The sequence below is a fragment of the Pseudomonas sp. RC3H12 genome, assembly GCF_018596375.1.
Taxonomy (GTDB): domain Bacteria; phylum Pseudomonadota; class Gammaproteobacteria; order Pseudomonadales; family Pseudomonadaceae; genus Aquipseudomonas.
The window spans coordinates 5155369-5177383 of record NZ_CP075595.1 but is presented as its reverse complement, the minus strand read 5'-3'; the positions used below and the strand labels follow the sequence as shown (position 1 = coordinate 5177383).

At 65.3% G+C, this 22015-nt stretch carries 17 protein-coding genes; 14 read left to right on the top strand and 3 right to left on the bottom strand.

The window, feature by feature from the left end; genetic code table 11:
* Window positions 1–6: 6 nt before the first annotated feature.
* From tssK to tagH, 3 genes are read right to left on the bottom strand one after another with little or no spacing between them, the layout of a single operon-like run.
* Window positions 7–1341, bottom strand: coding sequence for a type VI secretion system baseplate subunit TssK (tssK, locus tag KHO27_RS23600; RefSeq protein ID WP_102683421.1), 1335 nt, complete (start codon window positions 1339–1341; stop codon window positions 7–9).
* A gap of 15 nt (window positions 1342–1356) precedes the next feature.
* Window positions 1357–1851, bottom strand: a complete 495-nt coding sequence (gene tssJ, locus KHO27_RS23595; RefSeq protein WP_214500861.1) for a type VI secretion system lipoprotein TssJ — start codon at window positions 1849–1851, stop codon at window positions 1357–1359.
* A gap of 49 nt (window positions 1852–1900) precedes the next feature.
* Window positions 1901–3268 (bottom strand): type VI secretion system-associated FHA domain protein TagH, encoded by a 1368-nt coding sequence (tagH, locus tag KHO27_RS23590; protein WP_214502015.1) that lies wholly within the window; start codon window positions 3266–3268, stop codon window positions 1901–1903.
* A gap of 396 nt (window positions 3269–3664) precedes the next feature.
* On the opposite strand from tagH, the gene tssA reads away from it, so the two are divergent.
* From tssA to KHO27_RS23520, 14 genes are all read left to right on the top strand, one after another.
* Complete coding sequence (tssA, locus tag KHO27_RS23585) at window positions 3665–4702, top strand: type VI secretion system protein TssA (RefSeq protein ID WP_111532505.1); 1038 nt, start codon at window positions 3665–3667, stop codon at window positions 4700–4702.
* Between the two features lie 72 nt (window positions 4703–4774).
* The gene (tssB, locus tag KHO27_RS23580; protein WP_214500860.1) at window positions 4775–5290 is read left to right on the top strand and encodes a type VI secretion system contractile sheath small subunit; all 516 of its coding nucleotides are present in this window, start codon (window positions 4775–4777) and stop codon (window positions 5288–5290) included.
* A gap of 11 nt (window positions 5291–5301) precedes the next feature.
* Window positions 5302–6795, top strand: coding sequence for a type VI secretion system contractile sheath large subunit (tssC, locus tag KHO27_RS23575; RefSeq protein ID WP_023632507.1), 1494 nt, complete (start codon window positions 5302–5304; stop codon window positions 6793–6795).
* Window positions 6796–6884: 89 nt separating this feature from the next.
* Window positions 6885–7373: an Hcp family type VI secretion system effector gene (locus KHO27_RS23570; RefSeq protein WP_023632508.1), complete on the top strand. Its 489-nt coding sequence runs from the start codon at window positions 6885–6887 to the stop codon at window positions 7371–7373.
* 75 nt (window positions 7374–7448) lie between these two features.
* A complete protein-coding gene (locus KHO27_RS23565) occupies window positions 7449–7883 on the top strand; it encodes a type VI secretion system amidase effector protein Tae4 (RefSeq protein WP_214500859.1) in 435 nt (144 codons plus the stop codon).
* Window positions 7880–8290: a hypothetical protein gene (locus tag KHO27_RS23560; protein WP_110700227.1), complete on the top strand. Its 411-nt coding sequence runs from the start codon at window positions 7880–7882 to the stop codon at window positions 8288–8290. Before KHO27_RS23565 ends, KHO27_RS23560 begins: the two co-directional genes overlap by 4 nt.
* Complete coding sequence (tssE, locus tag KHO27_RS23555; RefSeq protein ID WP_038707176.1) at window positions 8284–8799, top strand: type VI secretion system baseplate subunit TssE; 516 nt, start codon at window positions 8284–8286, stop codon at window positions 8797–8799. The genes KHO27_RS23560 and tssE overlap by 7 nt, the downstream gene beginning before the upstream one ends.
* On the top strand, window positions 8796–10658 hold the full coding sequence (gene tssF, locus KHO27_RS23550; protein WP_110700225.1) for a type VI secretion system baseplate subunit TssF: 1863 nt from the start codon (window positions 8796–8798) through the stop codon (window positions 10656–10658). Before tssE ends, tssF begins: the two co-directional genes overlap by 4 nt.
* On the top strand, window positions 10622–11671 hold the full coding sequence (tssG, locus tag KHO27_RS23545) for a type VI secretion system baseplate subunit TssG (protein ID WP_214502014.1): 1050 nt from the start codon (window positions 10622–10624) through the stop codon (window positions 11669–11671). The genes tssF and tssG overlap by 37 nt, the downstream gene beginning before the upstream one ends.
* Window positions 11664–14339, top strand: coding sequence for a type VI secretion system ATPase TssH (gene tssH / locus KHO27_RS23540; protein WP_214500858.1), 2676 nt, complete (start codon window positions 11664–11666; stop codon window positions 14337–14339). The genes tssG and tssH overlap by 8 nt, the downstream gene beginning before the upstream one ends.
* An 11-nt stretch (window positions 14340–14350) precedes the next feature.
* Window positions 14351–16288, top strand: coding sequence for a type VI secretion system Vgr family protein (locus KHO27_RS23535; RefSeq protein WP_198753753.1), 1938 nt, complete (start codon window positions 14351–14353; stop codon window positions 16286–16288).
* A gap of 12 nt (window positions 16289–16300) precedes the next feature.
* A complete protein-coding gene (locus tag KHO27_RS23530) occupies window positions 16301–16735 on the top strand; it encodes a DcrB-related protein (protein ID WP_111532501.1) in 435 nt (144 codons plus the stop codon).
* A gap of 9 nt (window positions 16736–16744) precedes the next feature.
* The gene (locus tag KHO27_RS23525) at window positions 16745–21151 is read left to right on the top strand and encodes an RHS repeat-associated core domain-containing protein (protein ID WP_214500857.1); all 4407 of its coding nucleotides are present in this window, start codon (window positions 16745–16747) and stop codon (window positions 21149–21151) included.
* A 2-nt stretch (window positions 21152–21153) separates the two neighbouring features.
* Window positions 21154–21939 (top strand): hypothetical protein, encoded by a 786-nt coding sequence (locus KHO27_RS23520; protein WP_110700215.1) that lies wholly within the window; start codon window positions 21154–21156, stop codon window positions 21937–21939.
* Window positions 21940–22015 lie beyond the last annotated feature (76 nt).

The following is a 22015-nucleotide window of genomic DNA, read 5'->3' as shown; positions in this document are numbered from 1 at the left end:
CGCGGCTTATCCTCGAATGGCCCAGAAGGCCAGGTTCAGGCCGGGGAACTCGCCGGCGACGTAGAAGGCAAAACCACCGGAATGCTGCAGCTGCTTCCAGTGTTCGCTGCCCCGGTCGAGCTCGAAGTAGGTGGAACCGGCATGGAACGGAATCTGCCGTGGCGCCACCGGCAGCGGCAGCAGGCCGATGCCCGGCAGTTGCAGGTTGACCAGGTCGCGGATGTGCTCCACCGCGCCGATCTTGCTCTGTTGGCCAAAGCGGCTGCGCAGGGTTTCGCTGGGCACGTCGGCCCGCACCACCAGGATGAAGCTGGCGCTGTCGAGCAGGCTGCGGTCGGCGAGCATGCCGACGTGGATGCCGTAGGCCTTCTCGACCAGTGGGATGGCCACGGCCTTGCTGTCGATCAGCATCGACAGCGCCTCGCGCAGCGCGGCCATTACCGGGGCAAAGGTCGCCGCCAGGTCGTCGTGCTGGTACACCGGGTAGCTGTCCGGACGGCGGCCATCGCGGGTGAAGGTGGCGAACTCGCCGGCCAAAGCCACCAGCTCGCTGTACAGCCGCTCGGGGTGCAGCGGCGTCAGCTGGTTGAGGTGCTCGACCAGTGGCTGGGCGCGGTTGACCAATTGCAGCAGCATGAAGTCGGCGATCTCCGAGGCGCCGCCATTGGCCGAGGCGACCACGCGCCCGGCCAGGGCTTCGCCGCGCTGGTGCAGCAAGCCCAGCAGCTCACCACGAAAACCTGAGAGCGGGTTGCTGGCGGCCACGTCAAGCAGTGGCGGGATGTAGCTGTCATCCAGCACCAGTGCGCGGTCGGCACGTTTCTCGCGGATACGCACCACGCCCAGCGCGGCATAGTCGCTCAAGCCATCTTCGGCGCGCAGCAGGCGCAATGCACGGCTGCCCAGGGCAAGCGGCGCGCGGTTCTCGAACGGGGCGTTGTCGTCGCGCACTTCGCTGACACGGCTGACGTAGCGCGCGCCGTCAGGCACCTCGCCGTCGTCGACGGTATCGCGGGCGCCGGCACGCTTGAGCGGCAGGCCGAGGTGGATCACACCGTTGCGCAGGTCGTCGGGAATCTCCAGCGGTGCGGGCGGCAGGTCGTCACGGGGAATATCGAACGGTGTGCCATCCGGCAGCAGGCCACGGGCGCTGAGGATCGCCAGCTTGCCCTGGGCCAGCAGGCCCTGATCGATCAGCAGTTCGGAAAACCCCCAGGCGGCGGCGCTGAGCGGCCGGCTGCGGGCATCGACGAAGTTTTCCAGGTAGCGGTCGTGCTGCTGGAAGTGCTGGGTGGTGATGAACATCCCTTCCGACCAGACCACGCGATTGTTCCAGGACATGCTTTCTCCGATTGCCTAGCGGGCAGGCTCAGGTTGTGGGGCGGCCACGGCGCTGCGCACGGCGCGCACATCGAGGCTGATCTGATAGTCACGGGGCGGTACCGGCAGCACGCTGCGCCACTGGGCGCGGTCGACCTCGCGGTAACCGACCACCAGGCCGATCTGGCGCGTGGCCGGGTCGAGCGGGCGCTCCAGGCGCAGCTGCTCGCCGGGCTGGAGCAGGACTTCGTCCTGGTCGATCAGGTCGGCGCCCAAGGTGGCCTGGGCGCGTTCGGCCAGGGCGAAATAGTCGGCGCGGGCGAAGGCGGCGCTGTTCTTCAGCTCGTAGATGCGCACCCGTACCGGCGCGGGCATGCCGCTGGCACCGGGGTTGAGCCCGGCGGCGGCGCTGAAGTACAGGGTGACCCCCGTGGCGGGCGCCGCCTCGGGGGCTGGCTCGCTCGGCGTGTCCTTGCTGCAGGCACTGAGCAGCACCATGGCCAGGGCTGCGATCAGTCTTGTTGCACTCATCCTCGTCCTCATGACGTCTTGTGTTCTTCCTGTGTCCCGGGCATTGGCCTCAGGAACGTTGAATGCGTTGGCTGTGGGCCTCGTAGGCGCGGCTGAACTCGCGGCCGAACAGGTCCTGGAAGTCGTCTTCGGCTTCCCGGGAAATCTGGCTGTAGAGCTCGGTGAATTGCTGCCAGCAATGGGCCTGGCGTGAACCGCCGAACAGCTTGGCCAGCCCGGCCGCTGGCGCCAGGCGTTCCTCCAGGCGGGCGGGTTCGAAGCGTTTGAGCAGGTGCTTGAGCGCCGCCTCGATACCCGCCATCACCGCCAGTTGGTGGGCGCGCAGGTCGTCGAAACTGTCGCGTACCGCCTGGTCGGGGGCCATGAACGCCTGGTTGCCCTCGCGCAGCAGCAACAACAGCGCTTCGTCGGCATTGGGGGCGAACTTCAGCGGGTTGTTCTGTACCGGGGCGATGGTGGTCTGCTGCATGCGGAACTCGCCTTTGAGGCTGCTGCGCGCGCGCAACACATCGATCAGGCCCTCGACCATGAGCCGGTAGCTGCGGCCAATGGCCTCCATCTGCGCGGCGGCATCGACGGCGTCGATGCGCAGGTGCTCGATGCCTGCGCCACGCAGGAAAGCCTGGAGCAGCGCATCGCTGTCAGCAGGCGCGGCAACCGTCACGACGGGTTGCGGCCGAACAACAGGCTCGCTCGGGGTCAGTGGCTCCGGCAGCGGCGGTGGCGGTGCTGGCGCCAGTACAGGGGCGGGCTGGATAACAGGTGCCGGGGTTTCATCGAACAGGTTCCAGTCATCCGGGATCACGCCCGGCGCGCCGGGCATGGCTACCGGTAAAGGCGCGGGCGGCGGCGCCACCGGAGCGGGCGGTCGAAAATCATGCTGCTGCGCAGGGACATGATCCGGCTGGCTGACAGGCGGCACGCTGGAAGGGCCGAGAAAATCGAACAGATCCGGCAAGGTGTCGTGGCTCGACGCCCCCTGCAGGAAGGCGGCGGGTGCACCGGCGATGGGCGCGCTCGGAGTGGCCACCTGGTTGGCCATCAAGGCCTCGAAACTATGGGCCTCGGACTGCCCGGCAATCGGGATCGACAAGCCGGAATCAATACGTGCCTGGATCTCGTAATCGCCAATTCGAATAACTTCGCCGTCCATCAACGGCTCACTGTTACCGCGACGCAGGCGAATGCCAGCATGCACCAATTCCACGCCATTGGTGCTGTTATCGGTCAAATAGTAGCGACCATCCTTGAACTGGATCACACAATGTTTCGAAGAAACAAGGCGTTCCGGATCGGGAAGTACCCAATCATTATCCGCGGCCCGACCGACGCTGATGGCACCGTTTTCCAGCAACTTCTCCGGGCACTGCCCCGGGGTGATCTTGTGATAACTGGTAATGGTCAGGCAAAGTGCCATCATGCCTCCTTGCATATATATGAAACACTCATCCATCCATTTGAGTGGATAAACGAGCCCGACCTGGCATTTCGACCAAGCCCTTTGAAATCAAGGGCTGGATGCCAAAACACGCTTCCCGGAAGGCCGTATTAAACCCTATCGGCAAGGCACTTTGATGGCACCTGACCAATGGACGCCAAGGGTTGCCAACTGGTTCACAGTCGCCTTGCGCGGCGCGTAGCTTACCTTGACAGCAATTTGGAAATAAACCATAAATGCGCAACTTAAGAGTGCCAAAGTGATATCACCTTGATATCAAGTTCGCATTCTTTGACAAGTTTGTGCGCCAATTCACATTTGCAACTTGGCGCATACGAAGCCCTCGCCAAGGGCCGATATGGAGATCGATTTCTGGTGAACTCACCGCAGCTGCTCGCCGCTGTTTCCGCAGACTTCCCGTGCGGCGACGACCTCGAATACGACGCCGATTTCCTGCAACTGGAACGCGATGCCCAGGGCCGCCCCGAGCGCGTGATGGGCGATGCCGTGCAAGCAGCCGAACCGCCGCAGTGGCGCGCCATCGAACAGTCCTGCACCGACCTGCTGCAACGCAGCAAGGACCTGCGCATCACCCACTTTTTGGTCCAGGCCAACCTGGCCCTGCACGGCCTGCCGGGCCTGGCCGCCAGTCTCGAGCTGATCCGCGACTTGCTCGGCGAATACTGGCTGCACCTGCACCCGCAGCTGGATGCCGCCGACGACAACGACCCTACCGTACGCATCAACGCCCTGGCCGGCCTTACCTGCGACACCAACATCGGCCTGCTGCGCGACGCCGTGCTGGTGCGCTCCCGGGCGTTCGGCCCGGTGACCCTGCGCGCCGCCCTGCATGCAGCTGGTGTGCAGCACTTCGCCAGCGAGCAGCTGAGCGCAGAGGAACTGGCCGCCGCCCTGCGCGATGCCGACCCCGAGCAGCTCGAACAGTGCCGCCAGGCGCTGCATCTGGCCCGCGACGCCCTTGACGTCATCGAGAGCCGGGTCAATGACCAGGTCGGCTCGTCCAGCGGCGTCGATCTGTCCGCGTTGCGCCAGCCGCTGCGCCAGGTCCAGCAGGTGCTGGCCGACTACAGCCCGGAAGGCGCAGCGCCGCCTTCGAGCAGCAGCGAAGACCAACCCGCCAGCAGCAGCCATGACGACCGGCAACCCGTTGCCAGCGCCGCCGCGCCACGCCCGACGGCGCGGCCCGGCGAAGTGAACAGCCGCGACGACGTGCTGCAGAGCCTTGAACGCCTGCTGCAGTACTACGCCCGCCACGAGCCCTCGAGCCCGTTGCCGGTGCTGCTGCGCCGGGCGAAGAACCTGGTCAACGCCGATTTCGCGACCATCGTCCGCGACCTGATCCCCGAGGGTCTGTCGCAATTCGAGAACCTGCGCGGCCCCGAAGGCGACTGACGCCTCGACACCGCATCAACACCGACGCCTGCAACAAGCAACGCCGCCTTACCGGCGACCAGGAGGAACAACGTGGCGAAAGACAGCTCCCAGAAGTTCATCGCGCGCAACCGTGCGCCGCGGGTGCAGATCGAATATGACGTCGAGCTGTACGGCGCCGAGAAGAAGGTCCAGCTGCCCTTCGTCATGGGCGTGCTCTCGGACCTCGCCGGCAAGCCCGCCGAACCACTGCCGGCGGTGGCCGACCGCAAGTTCCTGGAGATCGACGTCGACAATTTCGACTCGCGCCTCAAGGCCATGAAGCCCCGCGTGGCGTTCAACGTGCCCAACGAGCTGACCGGTGAAGGCAACCTGAGCCTGGACATCACCTTCGAGAGCATGGACGACTTCAGCCCAGCCGCCGTGGCACGCAAGGTCGACGCGCTGAACCAGCTGCTCGAGGCCCGCACCCAGCTGGCCAACCTGCTGACCTACATGGACGGCAAGACCGGTGCCGAGGACATCATCCTCAAGGCCATCCAGGACCCGGCCCTGCTGCAGGCCCTGGCCAGCGCGCCGAAACCCGCCGACACCGAGCCGAAGGCCTGAGGAGACCGACCATGAACGATCCGTTGCGCGACAGCCAGGCCCCGCAGGCGGCCACCCAGGACCCGAGCGAGTTCGCCAGCCTCCTGCTGCAGGAATTCAAGCCCAAGACCGAGCGGGCCAAGGAAGCCGTCGAGAGCGCCGTGCGCACCCTCGCCGAGCAGGCCCTGGCGCAGACCAGCCTGGTGTCCAACGATGCCATCGGCTCGATCGAGCAGATCATCGCCGCCATCGACGCCAAGCTCACCGCCCAGGTCAACCAGATCATCCACCACGATGACTTCCAGAAACTGGAAAGCGCCTGGCGTGGCCTGCACTACCTGGTCAACAACACCGAGAGCGACGAGCAGCTGAAGATCCGCGTGCTCAACATCTCGAAGACCGACCTGCACAAGACCCTGAAGAAGTTCAAGGGCACCGCCTGGGACCAGAGCCCGGTGTTCAAGAAGCTCTACGAAGAGGAATACGGCCAGTTCGGCGGCGAGCCGTACGGCTGCCTGGTGGGCGACTACTACTTTGACCAGTCGCCGCCCGACGTCGAGCTGCTCGGCGAGGTGTCGAAGGTTTGCGCCTCTATGCACGCGCCGTTCATCTCCGCCGCCTCGCCGACGGTGATGGGCATGGGCTCGTGGCAGGAGCTGAGCAACCCCCGTGACCTGACCAAGATCTTCACCACTCCGGAATACGCCGGCTGGCGCTCGCTGCGCGAATCGGAAGACTCGCGCTACATCGGCCTGACCATGCCGCGCTTCCTGGCGCGCCTGCCCTACGGCGCCAAGACCGATCCGGTGGAGGCCTTCGCCTTCGAGGAAGACACCGACGGCGCCGACAGCAGCAAGTACACCTGGGCCAACGCCGCCTACGCCATGGCGGTGAACATCAACCGCTCGTTCAAGCACTACGGCTGGTGCTCGCGCATCCGCGGCGTGGAGTCGGGTGGCGAAGTCGAAGGCCTGCCAGCGCACACCTTCCCCACCGACGACGGTGGCGTGGACATGAAGTGCCCGACCGAGATCGCCATTTCCGACCGCCGCGAAGCGGAGCTGGCCAAGAACGGCTTCATGCCGCTGCTGCACAAGAAGAACACCGACTTCGCCGCCTTCATCGGCGCCCAGTCGCTGCAGAAACCGGCCGAGTACGACGACCCGGACGCCACCGCCAACGCCAACCTGGCCGCGCGTCTGCCGTACCTGTTCGCCACCTGCCGCTTCGCCCACTACCTGAAGTGCATCGTTCGCGACAAGATCGGCTCGTTCAAGGAAAAGGACGAGATGCAGCGCTGGCTGCAGGACTGGATCCTCAACTACGTCGACGGCGACCCGGCGCACTCCACCGAGACCACCAAGGCCCAGCACCCGCTGGCGGCCGCCGAAGTGGTGGTCGAGGAAGTCGAAGGCAACCCGGGTTACTACAACTCGCGCTTCTACCTGCGCCCGCACTACCAGCTCGAAGGGCTGACCGTGTCGCTGCGCCTGGTGTCGAAGCTGCCTTCGGCCAAAGGGGCCTGATCATCGCGGGCCAGCCCGCTCCCACGCTGGGGGCGGGCTGCCCGCGATTAGCCACTCAACGCTAACCGACGCGAAATCCCGAGGACATCATGGCTGTAGATATTTTCATCAAGATCGGCGACATCAAGGGCGAGTCCCATGACAAGGCCCACAAGGACGAAATCGACGTGCTGAACTGGAGCTGGGGCATGTCCCAGTCCGGCAACATGCACCTGGGCAGCGGTGGCGGCTCGGGCAAGGTCAACATCCAGGACCTGTCCATCACCAAGTACATCGACAAGTCCAGCCCCAACCTGATGGCCCACTGCTCCAGCGGCAAGCACATCGACAAGGTCAAGCTGACGGTGCGCAAGGCCGGCGGTGAAAGCCAGGTCGAGTACCTGATCATCAACCTCGAAGAGGTGATCATCAGCTCGCTGAGCACCGGCGGTTCGGGCAGCGACGACCGCCTGACCGAGAACGTGACCCTGAACTTCGCCAAGGTCACCGTCGACTACCAGCCGCAGAAAGCCGACGGCACCAAGGAAGGCGGCCCTATCAAGTACGGCTGGAACATCCGCTCGAACGTCAAGATCTGATCGACCGCGCCCGTGCCGCGCCACCGTGCGGCGCGGGTGCACCTCCCCACGCGTCACCCGCTCACGGTGAACATCATGGCCAAGCCTTCTTTCATCAACCTGTGGAATGCCTACCCCAGCGTGTCATCGCCCTGCGACGGCGGGTGGGACAACCAGTGCGCCATCCGCATGAGCATCGCGCTCAACGGCGAGATGAGCCTCAAGGTCAACAAATCGACCTATACCGAACCCAAGTGCGCCCACGACCATGCCCGTGGCGCCGAATCCCTGGCCAACTGGCTGGAGACACGATTGTTCTACCCGCTGAAGATTGCCGGTACCGCCAAGGCCCGCGACGCGCTCAAGGCCAAGACCGGGATCATCTTCTACAAGGACTGCTTCGCCCGCAACGGACAAAGCCAGGAGAACCGCACGGGCGACCATATCGACCTGTGGAACCGCGGCCTGACCAAAGGTTTCTCCGACCACAACTACCAGTCGAAGCAAGTCTGGTTCTGGGAGCTCACATGACCCGCGCTGTCCTGGCCGGCGCCCTGCTGCTGGCCCTGAGCGCCTGCGCCGACGCCGAACTGCTGAACCAGGCCAACCTGGATGGGCAGACCGTGACGTTGAGCGAGAATGCCGGCCAGTGTGTGCTCGATCGCGGCGAACAGCGCCTGGCGCTGGGCATGCAATGGCCCTGCGGCCTGAGCCCGGACCACGCCGGCAAGGCGCGGGTCGAGCAGTTCAATGGCACGCCGATCGTGCTGGTGACCCATGTGCAGCCGCACCCGACGCTCAAGGGTGAATGCCTGAAGACCTCGCGCGCCGTGCGCCTGACCCAGGCCGGCCTGGAAGCCTCCACGCCCGCGCCGAGCGCCTCGTGCGACACCGGCTTCGAAGACCAGAAAATGTTCACAGGGATGTTCCAGTGGTAGCCGAAATCGCCACCCGCGACCGCCTGCAGCCTTCGCTGCTGGATCGCCTGACCGACGATGACCCGGGCAACCCGCAGGAGGCCCCCGACAAGCGCGTGCTCAGCCTGCAGCAGCTCAAGGCCTCGGTACTGCGCGACCTGGCCTGGCTGCTCAACACCACGTCGCTGCTCGACACCGGCGCCACGCTGAACTCCCCGGCCGGCGCCTCGGTGATCAACTACGGGTTGCCGGCATTGGCCGGCAACAGCGCGTCGAACATCGACCTCAACGCGCTCGAACGCATCATCCACCAGGCCATCGCCACCTACGAGCCGCGCATCCTCGCCCATACCCTGAAAGTACGCGCCCAGGCCGCGCCCGGCGAGATGAACGCCAACGCCCTGAGCTTCGAGATCGAAGGCGACCTGTGGGCCCAGCCGGCGGCCCTGCCGCTGCTGCTGCAGACCGACGTCGACCTGGAATCCGGGCACGTGCGTGTGGCCCCCGCCGACCGCCGGAGGCGCGCATGAACCCGCGCCTGCTCGAGCTGTACAACCAGGAACTGCAGCACATCCGCGAGGGTGCCGCGGAGTTCGCCAAGGAATACCCGAAGATCGCCGGGCGCCTGACGCTGTCCGGGATCGAGTGCGCCGACCCTTACGTCGAGCGCCTGCTCGAAGGTTTCGCCTACCTCACCGCGCGGGTGCAGCTCAAGCTCGACGCCGAATACCCGACCTTCACCCACAACCTGCTGGAAATCGCCTACCCGCACTACCTGGCGCCGACGCCGTCGATGACCGTGGTGCAACTGCAGACCGATCCCGACGAAGGCTCGCTGGCCGCCGGGTTCCAGCTACCCCGCGACAGCGTCCTGCGCGCCAATCTCGGGCGCAATTCGCAGACGCCCTGCGAATTTCGCAGCACCCAGGACGTCACCCTGTGGCCGTTGCAGGTGGCCCGGGCCGAGTACTTCGGCAACCCCGGCGCCGTGCTCGGGCGCCTGGCCGCCAGCGAACCGAAAGCCCGCGCCGGGTTGCGCCTGACCCTGCGCAGCGGCGCCGAGATTCCGTTCTCCAGCCTGCCGCTGACGCACTTGCCGCTGTACCTCAACGGTGCCGACGAAGCCCCGTTCCGCCTGTACGAACAACTGCTGGGCAGCGCCTGCGCGGTGTTCGCGCGCCAGCCGGGCGCCGACTGGGTCGAACGCATCCCGGTCGAGGACGCCTTGCTGCCCTGTGGCTTCGATGACCGCGAAGCGGCGTTGCCGGTGGTGCCGCAGGCCTTCCAGGGCTACCGCCTGCTGCAGGAGTACTTCGCCCTGCCCCAGCGCTACCTGTTCGTCGACTTCGCCGGGCTCGAGCGCGCGGTCAAGCGCTGCGACGGCCAGGAGCTGGAGCTGCTGGTGCTGTTCGACCGCATCGACGCCGCGCTGGAAAGCAGCGTGGGACCTGCCCAGTTCGTGCCGTTCTGCACCCCGGCGATCAACCTGTTCCCGCGCCGGGTGGATCGCATCCACCTGACCGACCGGGTCCACGAGCACCATGTGATCGCCGACCGTACCCGGCCCACCGATTTCGAGATCCACTCATTGCAGCGGGTCACCGGCCACGGTACCGGGCCGGACCAGGAGTTCCTGCCGTTCTACGCGGTGCGCGACCCGTCGCGCTATGGCCGTGACCAGGCGTACTACCTGGTGCGCCGCGAACCGCGCGTGCTCTCCAGCGAGCAGCGGCGCAACGGCACGCGCTCCAGCTACATGGGCAGCGAGACCTTCGTCAGCCTGGTCGATGGCAACCAGGCGCCGTACCGTCATGACCTGCGCCAGCTGGGCATCAGCGCGCTGTGCAGCAACCGCGACCTGCCGCTGTTCATGAATGTCGGCGACGGGCGCAGCGACTTCAGCCTGGCCGACAGCGCACCGGTATCCGCCGTGCGCTGCCTGGCCGGCCCCAGTCGACCGAAGGCCAGCCATGCCCACGACAACAGGGCCTGGCGCCTGATCAGCCAACTGTCGCTGAACTACCTTTCGCTGGCCGAACAGGGCCAGGGCGCCGCCGCCCTGCGCGAACTGCTGCGCCTGTACGGTGACCAGCAGGACAGCGCCCTGCAGCTGCAGATCGACGGCCTGCGCGAAGTCAGCTGCAAACCCTGCACGCGGCGCCTGCCGATGCCCGGGCCGATCGTCTTCGGCCGTGGCCTGGAGATCACCCTGACGTTCGACGAGAACGCCTTCCGCGGTACCGGCGTGTTCCTGCTGGGCGCGGTGTTCGAGCGCTTCCTGACCCGTTACGTGTCGATCAACAGCTTCACCGAAACCGTGCTGCGCACCAGCGAACGAGGCGAGATCATGCGCTGGAAAGCCAAGCCCGGGCGCAGGCCGAACCTGTGAACACGCTACAGGCCATGCAGGCTGAGCCCTGGGAGTACGACTTCTTCCAGGCGCTGCGCCGTCTCGAGGCGGAGAACCCCGAGCTGCCCCGCTTCGGCCACTCGCTGCGCCTGGCTGACGAACCGGTGCGCCTAGGCCAGCGCCTGGACTGCGGCTTCGCCCCGGCGACGCTGGCCTCGGTCACGGCCAACGACGACCAGCCAGCGCGCCTGGAGCAGTTTTTCTTCGGCCTCGGCGGCCCCAACGGCCCCCTGCCGCTGCACCTGACCGAGTACATGCGCGAGCGCCAGCGCAACCACGCCGACCCAACCAGCAAGCGCTTTCTCGATGTCTTCCACCACCGCTTGCTGAGCCTGTTTTATCGCGCCTGGGCCGAGGCCCGTCCAACCGTCAGCCATGACCGCCCGGGCGACGATTACTGGGCCGCGCGCTTGGCGGCCCTCAGCGGTCGTGGTCAACCGGAGCTGCAAGGCCAGGGGCCGCTGGCCGATACCGCCAAGCTGCACTGGTCCGGTCACCTGGCCGCGCAGACCCGCTACCCGGATGGCCTGTGCAGCATCCTGGCCAACTACTTCGGCGTGCCGGTGAAGCTGGAGGAATACGTCGGCCAGTGGCTGGAGCTGCCTGAACGCAGCCAGCTCGGCGTGCGCGCCAACCGCCTGGGCGTCGACCTGTGCCTGGGCCGCTACGTCTGGGACCGCCAGCACAAGTTCCGCCTGTGCCTGGGCCCGCTCACCCTTGACCAGTACCACGCCCTGCTCCCCGGCGGTCAGGCGTTCGTCGAGCTGGCTGCGTGGGTCGCCGAGTACCTGGGCCAGGAGCTGGACTGGGACCTCAACCTCATCCTCGTGCAGGGCCAGGTGCCCGCGCTGCAACTCAATGCCGACCAACGCCTGGGGTTCGACACCTGGCTCGGCCGGCCGTCGCACGATGCCAACGACCTGAAGCTCGCCCGGTACTACGCCGAGCGGCCGGTCAACGCCCCGCCAACAAGGAGTCAGGACCATGGGTGAAATCAGCCGCGCCGCGCTGTTCGGCAAACTCAACAGCGTCGCCTACAAGGCCATCGAGGCCGCCACGGTGTTCTGCAAGCTGCGGGGCAACCCCTATGTCGAGCTGGCGCACTGGCTGCACCAGTTGCTTCAGCTGCAGGACAGCGACCTGCATCGCATCATCCGTCAGTTCAACATCGAGCCGGCGCGCCTGGCCCGCGACCTGACGGACGCCCTGGACCGCCTGCCGCGGGGCTCGACGTCGATCACCGACCTATCCTCCCAGGTCGAGGAAGCCGTTGAGCGCGGCTGGGTGTACGGCAGCCTGATGTTCGGTGAAAGCCAAGTGCGCACCGGCTACCTGCTGGTTGGCATCCTCAAGACCCCGAGCCTGCGCAACGCCCTGCTGGGGCTGTCCAGCGAGTTCGCCAAGCTGAAGGTCGAGGCCCTGAGCGAACGCTTCGACGAGTACGTGGGCGATTCGCCGGAAAACAACCTGGCCGCCAGCGATGGTTTCAGCGCCGCCGCCCCCGGCGAGGCCAGCGGCGCGGTGGCGCCGGCGGCGATGGGCAAGCAGGAGGCGCTCAAGCGCTTCACCGTCGATCTCACCGAGCAGGCGCGCAGCGGCAAGCTCGACCCCATCGTCGGCCGTGACGAGGAAATCCGCCAGCTGGTGGACATCCTCATGCGCCGCCGCCAGAACAACCCGATCCTTACCGGCGAGGCCGGCGTCGGCAAGACCGCCGTGGTCGAAGGCTTCGCCCTGCGCATCGTCGCCGGCGACGTGCCGCCGGCCCTGAAAAACGTCGAACTGCGCAGCCTGGACGTCGGCCTGCTGCAGGCCGGCGCCAGCATGAAGGGCGAGTTCGAGCAGCGCCTGCGCCAGGTCATCGAAGACGTGCAGGCCTCGCCCAAGCCGATCATCCTGTTCATCGACGAAGCCCACACCCTGGTCGGCGCCGGTGGCGCGGCCGGCACGGGCGATGCCGCCAACCTGCTAAAACCGGCCCTTGCCCGTGGCAGCCTGCGCACCGTGGCGGCGACTACCTGGGCCGAGTACAAGAAGCACATCGAGAAGGACCCGGCGCTGACCCGGCGCTTCCAAGTGGTCCAAGTGGACGAGCCGAGCGAGGCCAAGGCGCTGCTGATGATGCGCGGCGTAGCCTCGACCATGGAGAAGCACCACAAGGTGCAGATCCTCGACGAAGCGCTGGAAGCCGCCGTGAAGCTGTCGCACCGCTACATTCCGGCGCGCCAGTTGCCCGACAAGTCGGTGAGCCTGCTCGACACCGCCTGCGCCCGCGTGGCCATCAGCCTGCACGCGGTGCCGGCCGAGGTGGACGACAGCCGTCGGCGCATCGAGGCGCTGGGAGTCGAGCTGCAGATCATCGCCCGCGAGGCCGCCATCGGTGTGAACACCGGGCAACGTCAGCCCCAGGCCGACAGCCTGCTGGCCGAAGAGCGCGAGCGCCTGGCCGCCCTGGAAAGCCGTTGGGCCGAGGAGAAAGCCCTGGTCGACGAGCTGCTGGCCACCCGCGCGCAACTGCGTGAACAGGTCGGTGTGGTAGATCAGGAAGTGGACGTGCAGGGCAGCCATGAGCTGCGCGAAAAACTCATCGACCTGCAGCAGCGCCTGAGCCAGCTGCAAGGCGAGAGCCCGCTGATCCTGCCAACCGTGGATTACCAGGCGGTGGCCTCGGTGGTCGCCGACTGGACCGGTATCCCGGTGGGGCGCATGGCGCGCAACGAGATCGAGACCGTGCTCAACCTCGACTCGCATTTGGCCAAGCGCATCATCGGCCAGGATCACGCGCTGAAGATGATCGCCAAGCGCATCCAGACCTCCCGCGCAGGCCTCGACAACCCGAACAAGCCGATCGGCGTGTTCATGCTCGCCGGCACCTCCGGCGTGGGCAAGACCGAGACCGCCCTGGCCCTGGCCGAGGCCATGTATGGCGGTGAACAGAACCTGATCACCATCAACATGAGCGAATTCCAGGAAGCCCATACCGTCTCGACCCTCAAGGGCGCGCCACCCGGCTACGTCGGCTACGGCGAAGGCGGCGTGCTGACCGAGGCCGTGCGCCGTCGCCCGTACAGCGTGGTGTTGCTGGACGAGGTGGAAAAAGCCCACCCCGACGTGCACGAAATTTTCTTCCAGGTGTTCGACAAGGGCGTGATGGAAGACGGCGAAGGCCGCCAGATCGACTTCCGCAATACCCTGATCCTGCTCACCACCAACGCCGGTACCGAGCTGATCGCCAACACCTGCAAGGACCCGCAGGCCCTGCCCGACCCCGAGGCCGTGGCCACTTCGCTGCGCAAGCCGCTGCTGGAGATCTTCCCACCAGCGCTGCTTGGCCGCCTGGTGACCATCCCCTACTACCCGCTCAGCGACACCATGCTCAAGGCCATCACCCGCCTGCAGCTGGAGCGCATTCGCAAGCGTGTGGAAGGTACCCACAAGGTCGGCTTCGCCTACGACGACGACGTGGTCGAGCTGATTGTCTCGCGCTGCACCGAGACCGAAAGCGGTGGCCGCATGATCGACGCCATCCTCACCAACGGCCTGCTGCCGGACATGAGCCGCGAGTTCCTGACCCGCCTGCTCGAGGGCAAGCCGCTGGCCAGCGTCAGCATCAGCCGTCGCGACAGCGACTTGCACTATGACTTCGGCGCCGCCGACTGACAGGACCGACCATGCTGTTCAAGCAGTTCACGCGCCTGGCGCAAATCAACAGCCCCCTGGGGCCGGACAAGCTGATCCTTGCCGAGATGGGCGGCAGCGAGGAGCTTGGCCGCCTGTTCGACTATGAGCTGCAGCTGACCAGCGACGACCCGGCCATCGACCTCAACCAGCTGCTGGGCAAGCCCATGAGCCTGAGCGTGCAGCAGAGCGTCGGCACATCGCGGCACTTCCACGGCATCGTCGCCCGCTGCAGCCAGTCGGTGGATCAGGGCCAGTTCGCCAGCTACCGCGTCACCCTGCGCCCCTGGCTTTGGTTGCTGACGCGCACCAGCGACTGCCGGATCTTCCAGCACCTGAGCGCGCCGCAGATCATCAAGCAAGTGTTCCGCGACCTGGGTTTCTCGGATTTCGAGGACCTGCTCAGCCGCAACTACCGCGAGCGCGAGTACTGCGTGCAGTACCGCGAGACCAGCTTCGACTTCGTCAGCCGCCTGATGGAGGAAGAAGGCATCTACTACTTCTTCCGCCACGAGCAGGAGCGCCACGTGCTGGTGCTCGCCGACGCCTACGGCGCGCACCAGAAAGCCCCCGGCTACGAGACCGTGCCCTACTACCCGCCGGACGGCCAGCACCGCGAGCGCGACCATATCAACGACTGGCACCTGGCCCAGGAAGTCCAGCCGGGCTCGCTGGAGCTCAACGACTACGACTTCCAGCGCCCCAGCGCGCGCATCGACGTGCGCTCGGCCATGCCCCGGCCGCACCAGGCCGGCGACTACCCGCTGTACGACTACCCCGGTGCCTATGAGCAGACCCAAGATGGCGAGCACTACGCCCGCACCCGCCTGGAATCGCTGCAAAGCCTGCACGAGCGCGTCGAGCTGCGCGGCAACGCCCGGGGCCTGGGCAGCGGCCATCTGTTCAGCCTGAGCAACTTCAGCCGCCAGGACCAGAACCGCGAGTACCTGATCGTCGCCGCCCGCTACTACGTGCACCAGGAACGCCTGGAAAGCGGTGGCGGCAGCGGCGCGGCGCAGTTCGAGAGCAACCTGAGCTGCATCGACGCGCAGCAGAGCTACCGCCCGGTGAGCAGTTCGCTGCGCCCGATCGTCAAGGGGCCGCAGACCGCCGTGGTGGTCGGCCCGGCTGGCGAGGAGATCTGGACCGACCAGTATGGCCGGGTGAAGGTGCACTTCCACTGGGACCGCCACGACCAGTCCAACGAGAACAGCTCGTGCTGGATCCGCGTATCCCAGGCCACGGCCGGCAAGAACTGGGGCTCGATCCAGGTCCCGCGCATCGGCCAGGAAGTCATCGTCAGCTTCCTCGAAGGCGACCCCGATCGGCCGATCATCACCGGACGGGTGTACAACGCCGAACAGACCGTGCCCTACGACCTGCCCGGCGGCGCCACCCAGAGCGGCATGAAGAGCCGTTCCAGCAAGGGCGGCAGCCCGGCCAACTTCAATGAAATCCGCATGGAGGACAAGAAGGGCGCCGAGCAGCTGTACATGCATGCCGAACGCAACATGGACACCGTGGTCGAGCAGAGCGAGACCCTGTCGGTGGGCGTCAACCGCACCCAGACCGTCGGCATGCTCGAGACCATCACCATCGGCCAGGACCGCATCCGCGCCGTGCGCCGCGACGACATGCTGCTGGTCGGCGCGAGCAAGACCGACAGTGTCAGCACCAGCTACCTGATCGAAGTCGGCGAGAACCTGCGCCTGGTCTGCGGCAAGAGCGTGATCGAGCTCAACGCCAGCGGGCAGATCAACATCAGCTGCGAGCAGTTCAGCTTCCACGCCAACGCCGACGCCGAGATCAACACCGGCGGCACCCTTGACCTGAACGTGGGCAGCGGCGCGCAGACCGACCCGAACAACCAGGGCGTGAAAACGGCCATCGACGGCGCGGTGAAGGCCCTCTTCCCCGGCGCCGGCAAGTAACGAGACCAAACCATGAGCTACCGCGTCAACGAATTCCGCTTCGCCCTGCCCGATGCGCAGGTGCGCGACACCAGCATCAACATCCTGCGCTTCGAAGCCCTGGGCACCTCGCTGATCGTCAGCCGCAGCCTGCTCGAAGAGGGCGAGACCCTGCAGAGCAACTTCGACGGCCAGTTGCAGCGCCTGCAGCAGCAGGTCAAGGACCTGCAGTTCCAGCCGGCCCGCGCCACCCAGGTGGGCGCGGCGCAGCCGATCCAGGCGATCGAGCTGAGCAGCCAGTTCAGCAAGGGCCAGGAAAAGGTCTACCAGTACCAGCTGGCGCTGGTGCTGCCGGGCACGCGCAAGATGTTCGCCCTGAGCTACGTCAAACCCACCCCCCTGGGTGAGGCCGAGGCGACGCACTGGGCGGCGCTCAAGCAGTCCCTCGACTTCGACAACCTGGGCTGACCCCGCACCATGTCCGACGCACTCTGGGCCGCACGCGAAGGCGATGCGCTGCTGCACACCTCGGTGATGGCCGACATCATCGGCGGCGTGCTGGAAGTGGCCGCCAACGTCGCCATCGGCGCCCTGGCCACCGCCGCGGTGGCCGCGGCATTGGGCATTACCGTGGTCACCGGCGGCCTGGGCTGCTTCGTGCTGGGCGCGGTGGTGGGCCTGGTGGTCGGTGTGGTCATGGCCAAGACCGGCGCGGACACCGGGCTCAGTCGATTATGCGAGGGCATCGGCAACGCCCTGTTCCCGCCGACCGTGCAGGCCACCATCGTCAGTGGCTCGCCCAACACCAAGACCAACGGCAAGCGCGCCGCGCGCGCGGCCGGCGTGGTGACCGCTCCCTCCGCCCCGGCCAGTGGCGGGGGCGGTGGCGCGCAGGCCGAGGAACAGGAAGAGACCTTCCTCGACATGGCCAAGGGCTTCTTCTCACAGATGTGGCGGCCGACCGTCGCCAGCCCTGCGGCCAACACCCAGGAAGCCCCCGACGACAAGGTGCTGTGCACCAAGCACCCGCCGATGCCACCGCAGTACCTGGCCGAGGGTTCGAGCAAGGTGCTGATCAACGGCCACCCGGCCTGCCGCAGCGGCGATCGCAGCACCTGCGAGGCGGTGATCGTCGATGGCGGGCTGGTGTCGGACAACGTGCGCATCGGCGGCGGGCCGATCGTGGTGCGCGAGATCCGCAGCGGCAAGACACCGGGGATCGGCCTGGCGATCACGGCGTTGATGATGTTGCGGGGGCGGGGGGGGAAGTTTTATAGCAAGTTTGGGTGCATGCTCGTCGGAGGCGTGGTCAGTTTTGCCAGCAGTCAGGTGACCGCCGCCCTGACTTCGGCCATCGTCGGCTCGCCAAACCCTGTCCACGCGCCTACTGGTGCGAAGATTCTGAGCGACGAACACGACCTCGACTTCACCCTCCAGGCCATGATCCCGCTGGACTGGCAACGCTACTACAACAGTCGCGATGAACGCCGCGAGGGTCTGTTCGGTGCCGGTTGGAGCGTCCCCTATGAAGTGTCTGTAAGGGTCGAGCACGACCGTCTGCTGTATACAGACGAGCAAGCTCGTGTCATCGACATGGGAATGATCGCCCTCGGCGACGCCGTCTTCAGCGCTGGCGAAGGCATTAGCGTGCGACGCGCCCTTGATGGCGAGCTGCTGATCGAAGACATCAGCAGCGGCCTCTATCGATTGTTCGAACCCAGTCCACAGGACGCCAACCACCTGCGTCTGGCGAAACTGGGGGATCGCAACGACAACCGCATCCACCTGGACTATGACGATCTCGGGCGCCTGATGTGGCTACGCGACACCTTTGACCGCGTGCGGATCAAGCTGCACTACAGCGGCGCTTGGCCACGTCGAGTCAGCCATATCGAACGGGTGTTCGTCGATGACGATGCTGAAACGCTCGCCAGCTATCGCTACGACGCCGCTGGCGATCTGGCCGAGGTCCACGATGCACTGGGGCAATTGCAGCGTCGATTCATGTATGACGAAGGTCGGCGCATGGTCGGGCATCAAACAGCCAATGGCCTGCTTTGCCATTACCAGTGGCAGAAACTGGACGACTGGCGGGTGATCCGGCACTGGACCAACGCCGGCGACGAGTATCACTTCGAATACGATATCGAGGCTGGCATCACCTGCATCACCGACCCGCTGCTACGCACCAGTGTGCGGCGCTGGAACGCGCAGTTCCAGATCATCGAGTCGAGTAACGCGCTGGGCCAGACCTGGCGCTTCCACTGGAACGATGAACGTCAGCTGCTTGCCGCCACCGATCCTGAAGGCGGTAAATGGCGCTTCAGCTACGACGAATCCGGCAACCTATGCGAAACCATCGATCCGTTGGGACGCAGTGAATCGACCCAGTGGCTTGAGCATTGGGCGTTGCCTCGCAGTGAAACCAATGCCGCCGGGGCAACCTGGACCTATCGCTACGACCAGCACGGCAACTGTATTCGCGAAACCGACCCCTTGGGCGAGGTGACGCGCTACCGCCATGACGAACATGGCCTACCGCTGGAAACCATCGACGCCACGGGCAAGCGCCAACGTCAGCGCTGGAACGAACAAGGTCTGCTGATCGAGCAGGTGGACTGCTCAGGCTACGCTACACGGTTGCGCTACGACCGGCGCGGCCATTTGCAGAGTCTGACCAACGCCCTCGGCCAGACCAGCCACTTCCAACACGATGCCTTGGGACATCGGATACGCCAGGAGCTGGCGGATGGGCGCATTGTCCAGTACAGGTACACCGCCTCGGGCCTGCTCGAATGCTTCATCGATCCGCTCGGCAACGTCGAGCATTTTCGCTATGACCTGAATGGCCAGCTCATCGAGCAGCGGGACAACCTCGGCCGTCCGACACTGTTTACCTATGACCGTTGCACACGGCTGGTGGCACTGACCAACAGCAACGGTGAGTCCTATCGTTTCACCTGGGATGAGGCGAACCGCCTAGCCGTGCATGAAAATCTGGATGGCAGTCGCAAGGCCTACCAGTACGATGGACTCGGCCAGATCATCGCCATGGACTTCATTCCGGCGCCGGGCGCCGGAGAGGCGCCGATCCATCACCGCCTTCGACGTGACGCCGCCGGCAGGCTGGTTGCGTTGCTTACCGAGGACGACAGCACTACCTACAGTCTCGATCCGATGGACCGGTTGATGGAGGTGATCAGCGAGGATCGTCAGGGGAATGTGCAACGCGTCGCGTTCGAGCATGATGCCTGCGGACGCCGCACTGCCGAAAGCAACAGTGCCGGAAGTCTGGAGCACACCTACGACGCACTGGACAATCGCTTGCAGACGCGGCTGCCCGATGGCCGCCAACTGAACCGCCTGGTGTATGGCTCGGGACACCTCCATCAGATCAACATCGACGGGCAGGTGATCTGCGATTTCGAGCGCGATCGCCTGCACCGTGAGGTCTCGCGAACCCAGGGACGGCTGCTTACCCGTAGCCAATATGACCTCAGTGGCCGGCCGAGCGCCCGTCTGCGCTGGGGCGCCGACCACAACGAACACCTGCCCGCGCCCTGGCAGCAGCGCTTCGACTTCGATGATCGCGACAATCTGGTGCGCTACCTGCGCCAGCAACCCGATCATCAGCATCAGTTGCTGATGCATTACGACGCAACGGATCGCCTGCTCGCCAACCAGGGATCGTTGCCAGGCCAAAACGAACAGTACCTCTATGACGCTGCGGCAAACCGTGTGCCCGGCGCTGGGCAAGTCGCCCGCCATGACCAGTTGCTCCAACTGGAAGATCGCCACTACCGCTATGACGGTTTCGGACGCCTTTCGGAAAAACGCAGCACGCTGTATGGCGAACAGCATATGAGCTACGACCAGCATCATCGCCTTGTTCAAGTGCGCTCTATACGCGGCGGACGCGAGCGCATCGTCAAGCTGCACTACGACCCTCTCGGACGCCGCATCGGCAAGACCGAACACGACGATCAGGGCAATCTGCTGGGCAGCACCGACTTTGGCTGGGACGGTCTCAAATTGCTGCAAGAGCGCTGCAACGGCCACCTCACCCTATATGTCTATGAACCGGGCTACAGAGTCCTGGCACGTGTCGACGGTCAAGGTGCGCATCAACGCACGTTCCATTACCACAACGCCCTCAACGGTCTGCCCGAGCAACTGACCGACAGTGACGGTACGTTGGCCTGGGAGGGCGAATGCTCCGCCTGGGGCATGACCTTACGCGAGTGGCGGGCTGACGACTTCATCGAACAGCAAAACCTGCGCTTTCAAGGTCAGTACCTGGACCGTGAGACAGGCCTGCACTACAACCTGTTCCGCTACTATGACCCACAGAGCGGCCGCTTCACTCAGCCCGACCCTATCGGCCTGGAAGGCGGCATCAACCTGTACCGCTATGCACCGAACCCTATCGGCGGGATAGATCCGCACGGGTTGGACTGGAGCTATTTCCTTTCCGACGAGAAAGGCAACCCGTATTACAACGGGCGAGCCTCGGACAACGATACGCTCGAAGGCGTGGTACGCCGACATATGGAAACCAAAGGCGCAGACGGCCCACGCCTCAAGGAAGGTGACCGCATCAACCGCGTGACACCGATTGGTACCGACTACGACACGATACGCGGCATCGAAGATTCAGGGATCCGCGAGCGAGAAGTGCTCGGCAGGAAGAACCCGAACGTGCGAGGCAACAAGATCTATGGCATCTCCGACGCCAAGGCGAAAAAAGACCCTGGCCTCGAGCGGATAGCGCTCGCCAACGACTTCCTGAAGGCACGCGGTGTCAGCAAAGTCACGCAACTGCCCGTGCTCGACAGCCGTGGCGCCCTGCCCCCCAAGGCCAACAAAAGCTCCTGCGGGAAATGAACATGACTGCAACTCCGGAACAACTTTGCAAGATCCTCAAGGCCCAGCATCCCAGCGAGCCACCAAGCTCGGCGCTGGTAGCCACAGGCCTGGCGACCGAGACCCGCAGGATGAGCCATGACCAGGTGCTTACCTGGCTGTTCAAGGAGCGAGAGACCGTGGTGAAGAAAGAGGTGGTCGCCAACTTTCTCACCGGTGTCGAGCGCAACCAGGCCTACCTGCGCGCGGCTCTGTCGGCCTATGCTTGCGCGACACACCTGCCGCAACACGCCTTCACGGCGCAGGACCAACTGAACTGTCAGGTCTGCAGTTTCTTCAAGGAGCGCGAAGTCAACTTCATTGCCCTCAACAGGGTGCGTTTTCTGATCGGCGCAGCGCTTTTCGGCAGCCCCTCCCACATCGCGTTCCAGTTGCAGGAACATAACGCCGGGCCGAGAGAACGGCCGGGTAACCTGGACCTGATGGTGTCGATTCTGGACCTGATCCGTAACGTGCCTGCCGTGACCAAACCCAAGGACCTGCTCAAGCTGCTGCGTAAACTACCCGGCATCAAGATGAGCGAAGAAGAAGGCCGGGGTTTCCTCGACCTGCTTGGACACTGCGGGATACTGCAGACCCCGGAGCACCCTGGCCTGCTGTACCGCTACACCAACCTCGGCCTGGCGCCACGCAGCGCGCGATCGTCGGACTGGAGCTACCCGATGGACTTCTGGCGCGGAGAGCATGGTCTCAACCAGGATGCCCTGGACTATTGGTTCAGTGACTATCCCGAGCTGCTCAAGGTTTAAGTCCTTGGCAGCCAATCTGCTCGCTGGGCGTCGCATGGGCAGTACAACTGTTGCACGGCCCCCTCATGGCAATGGC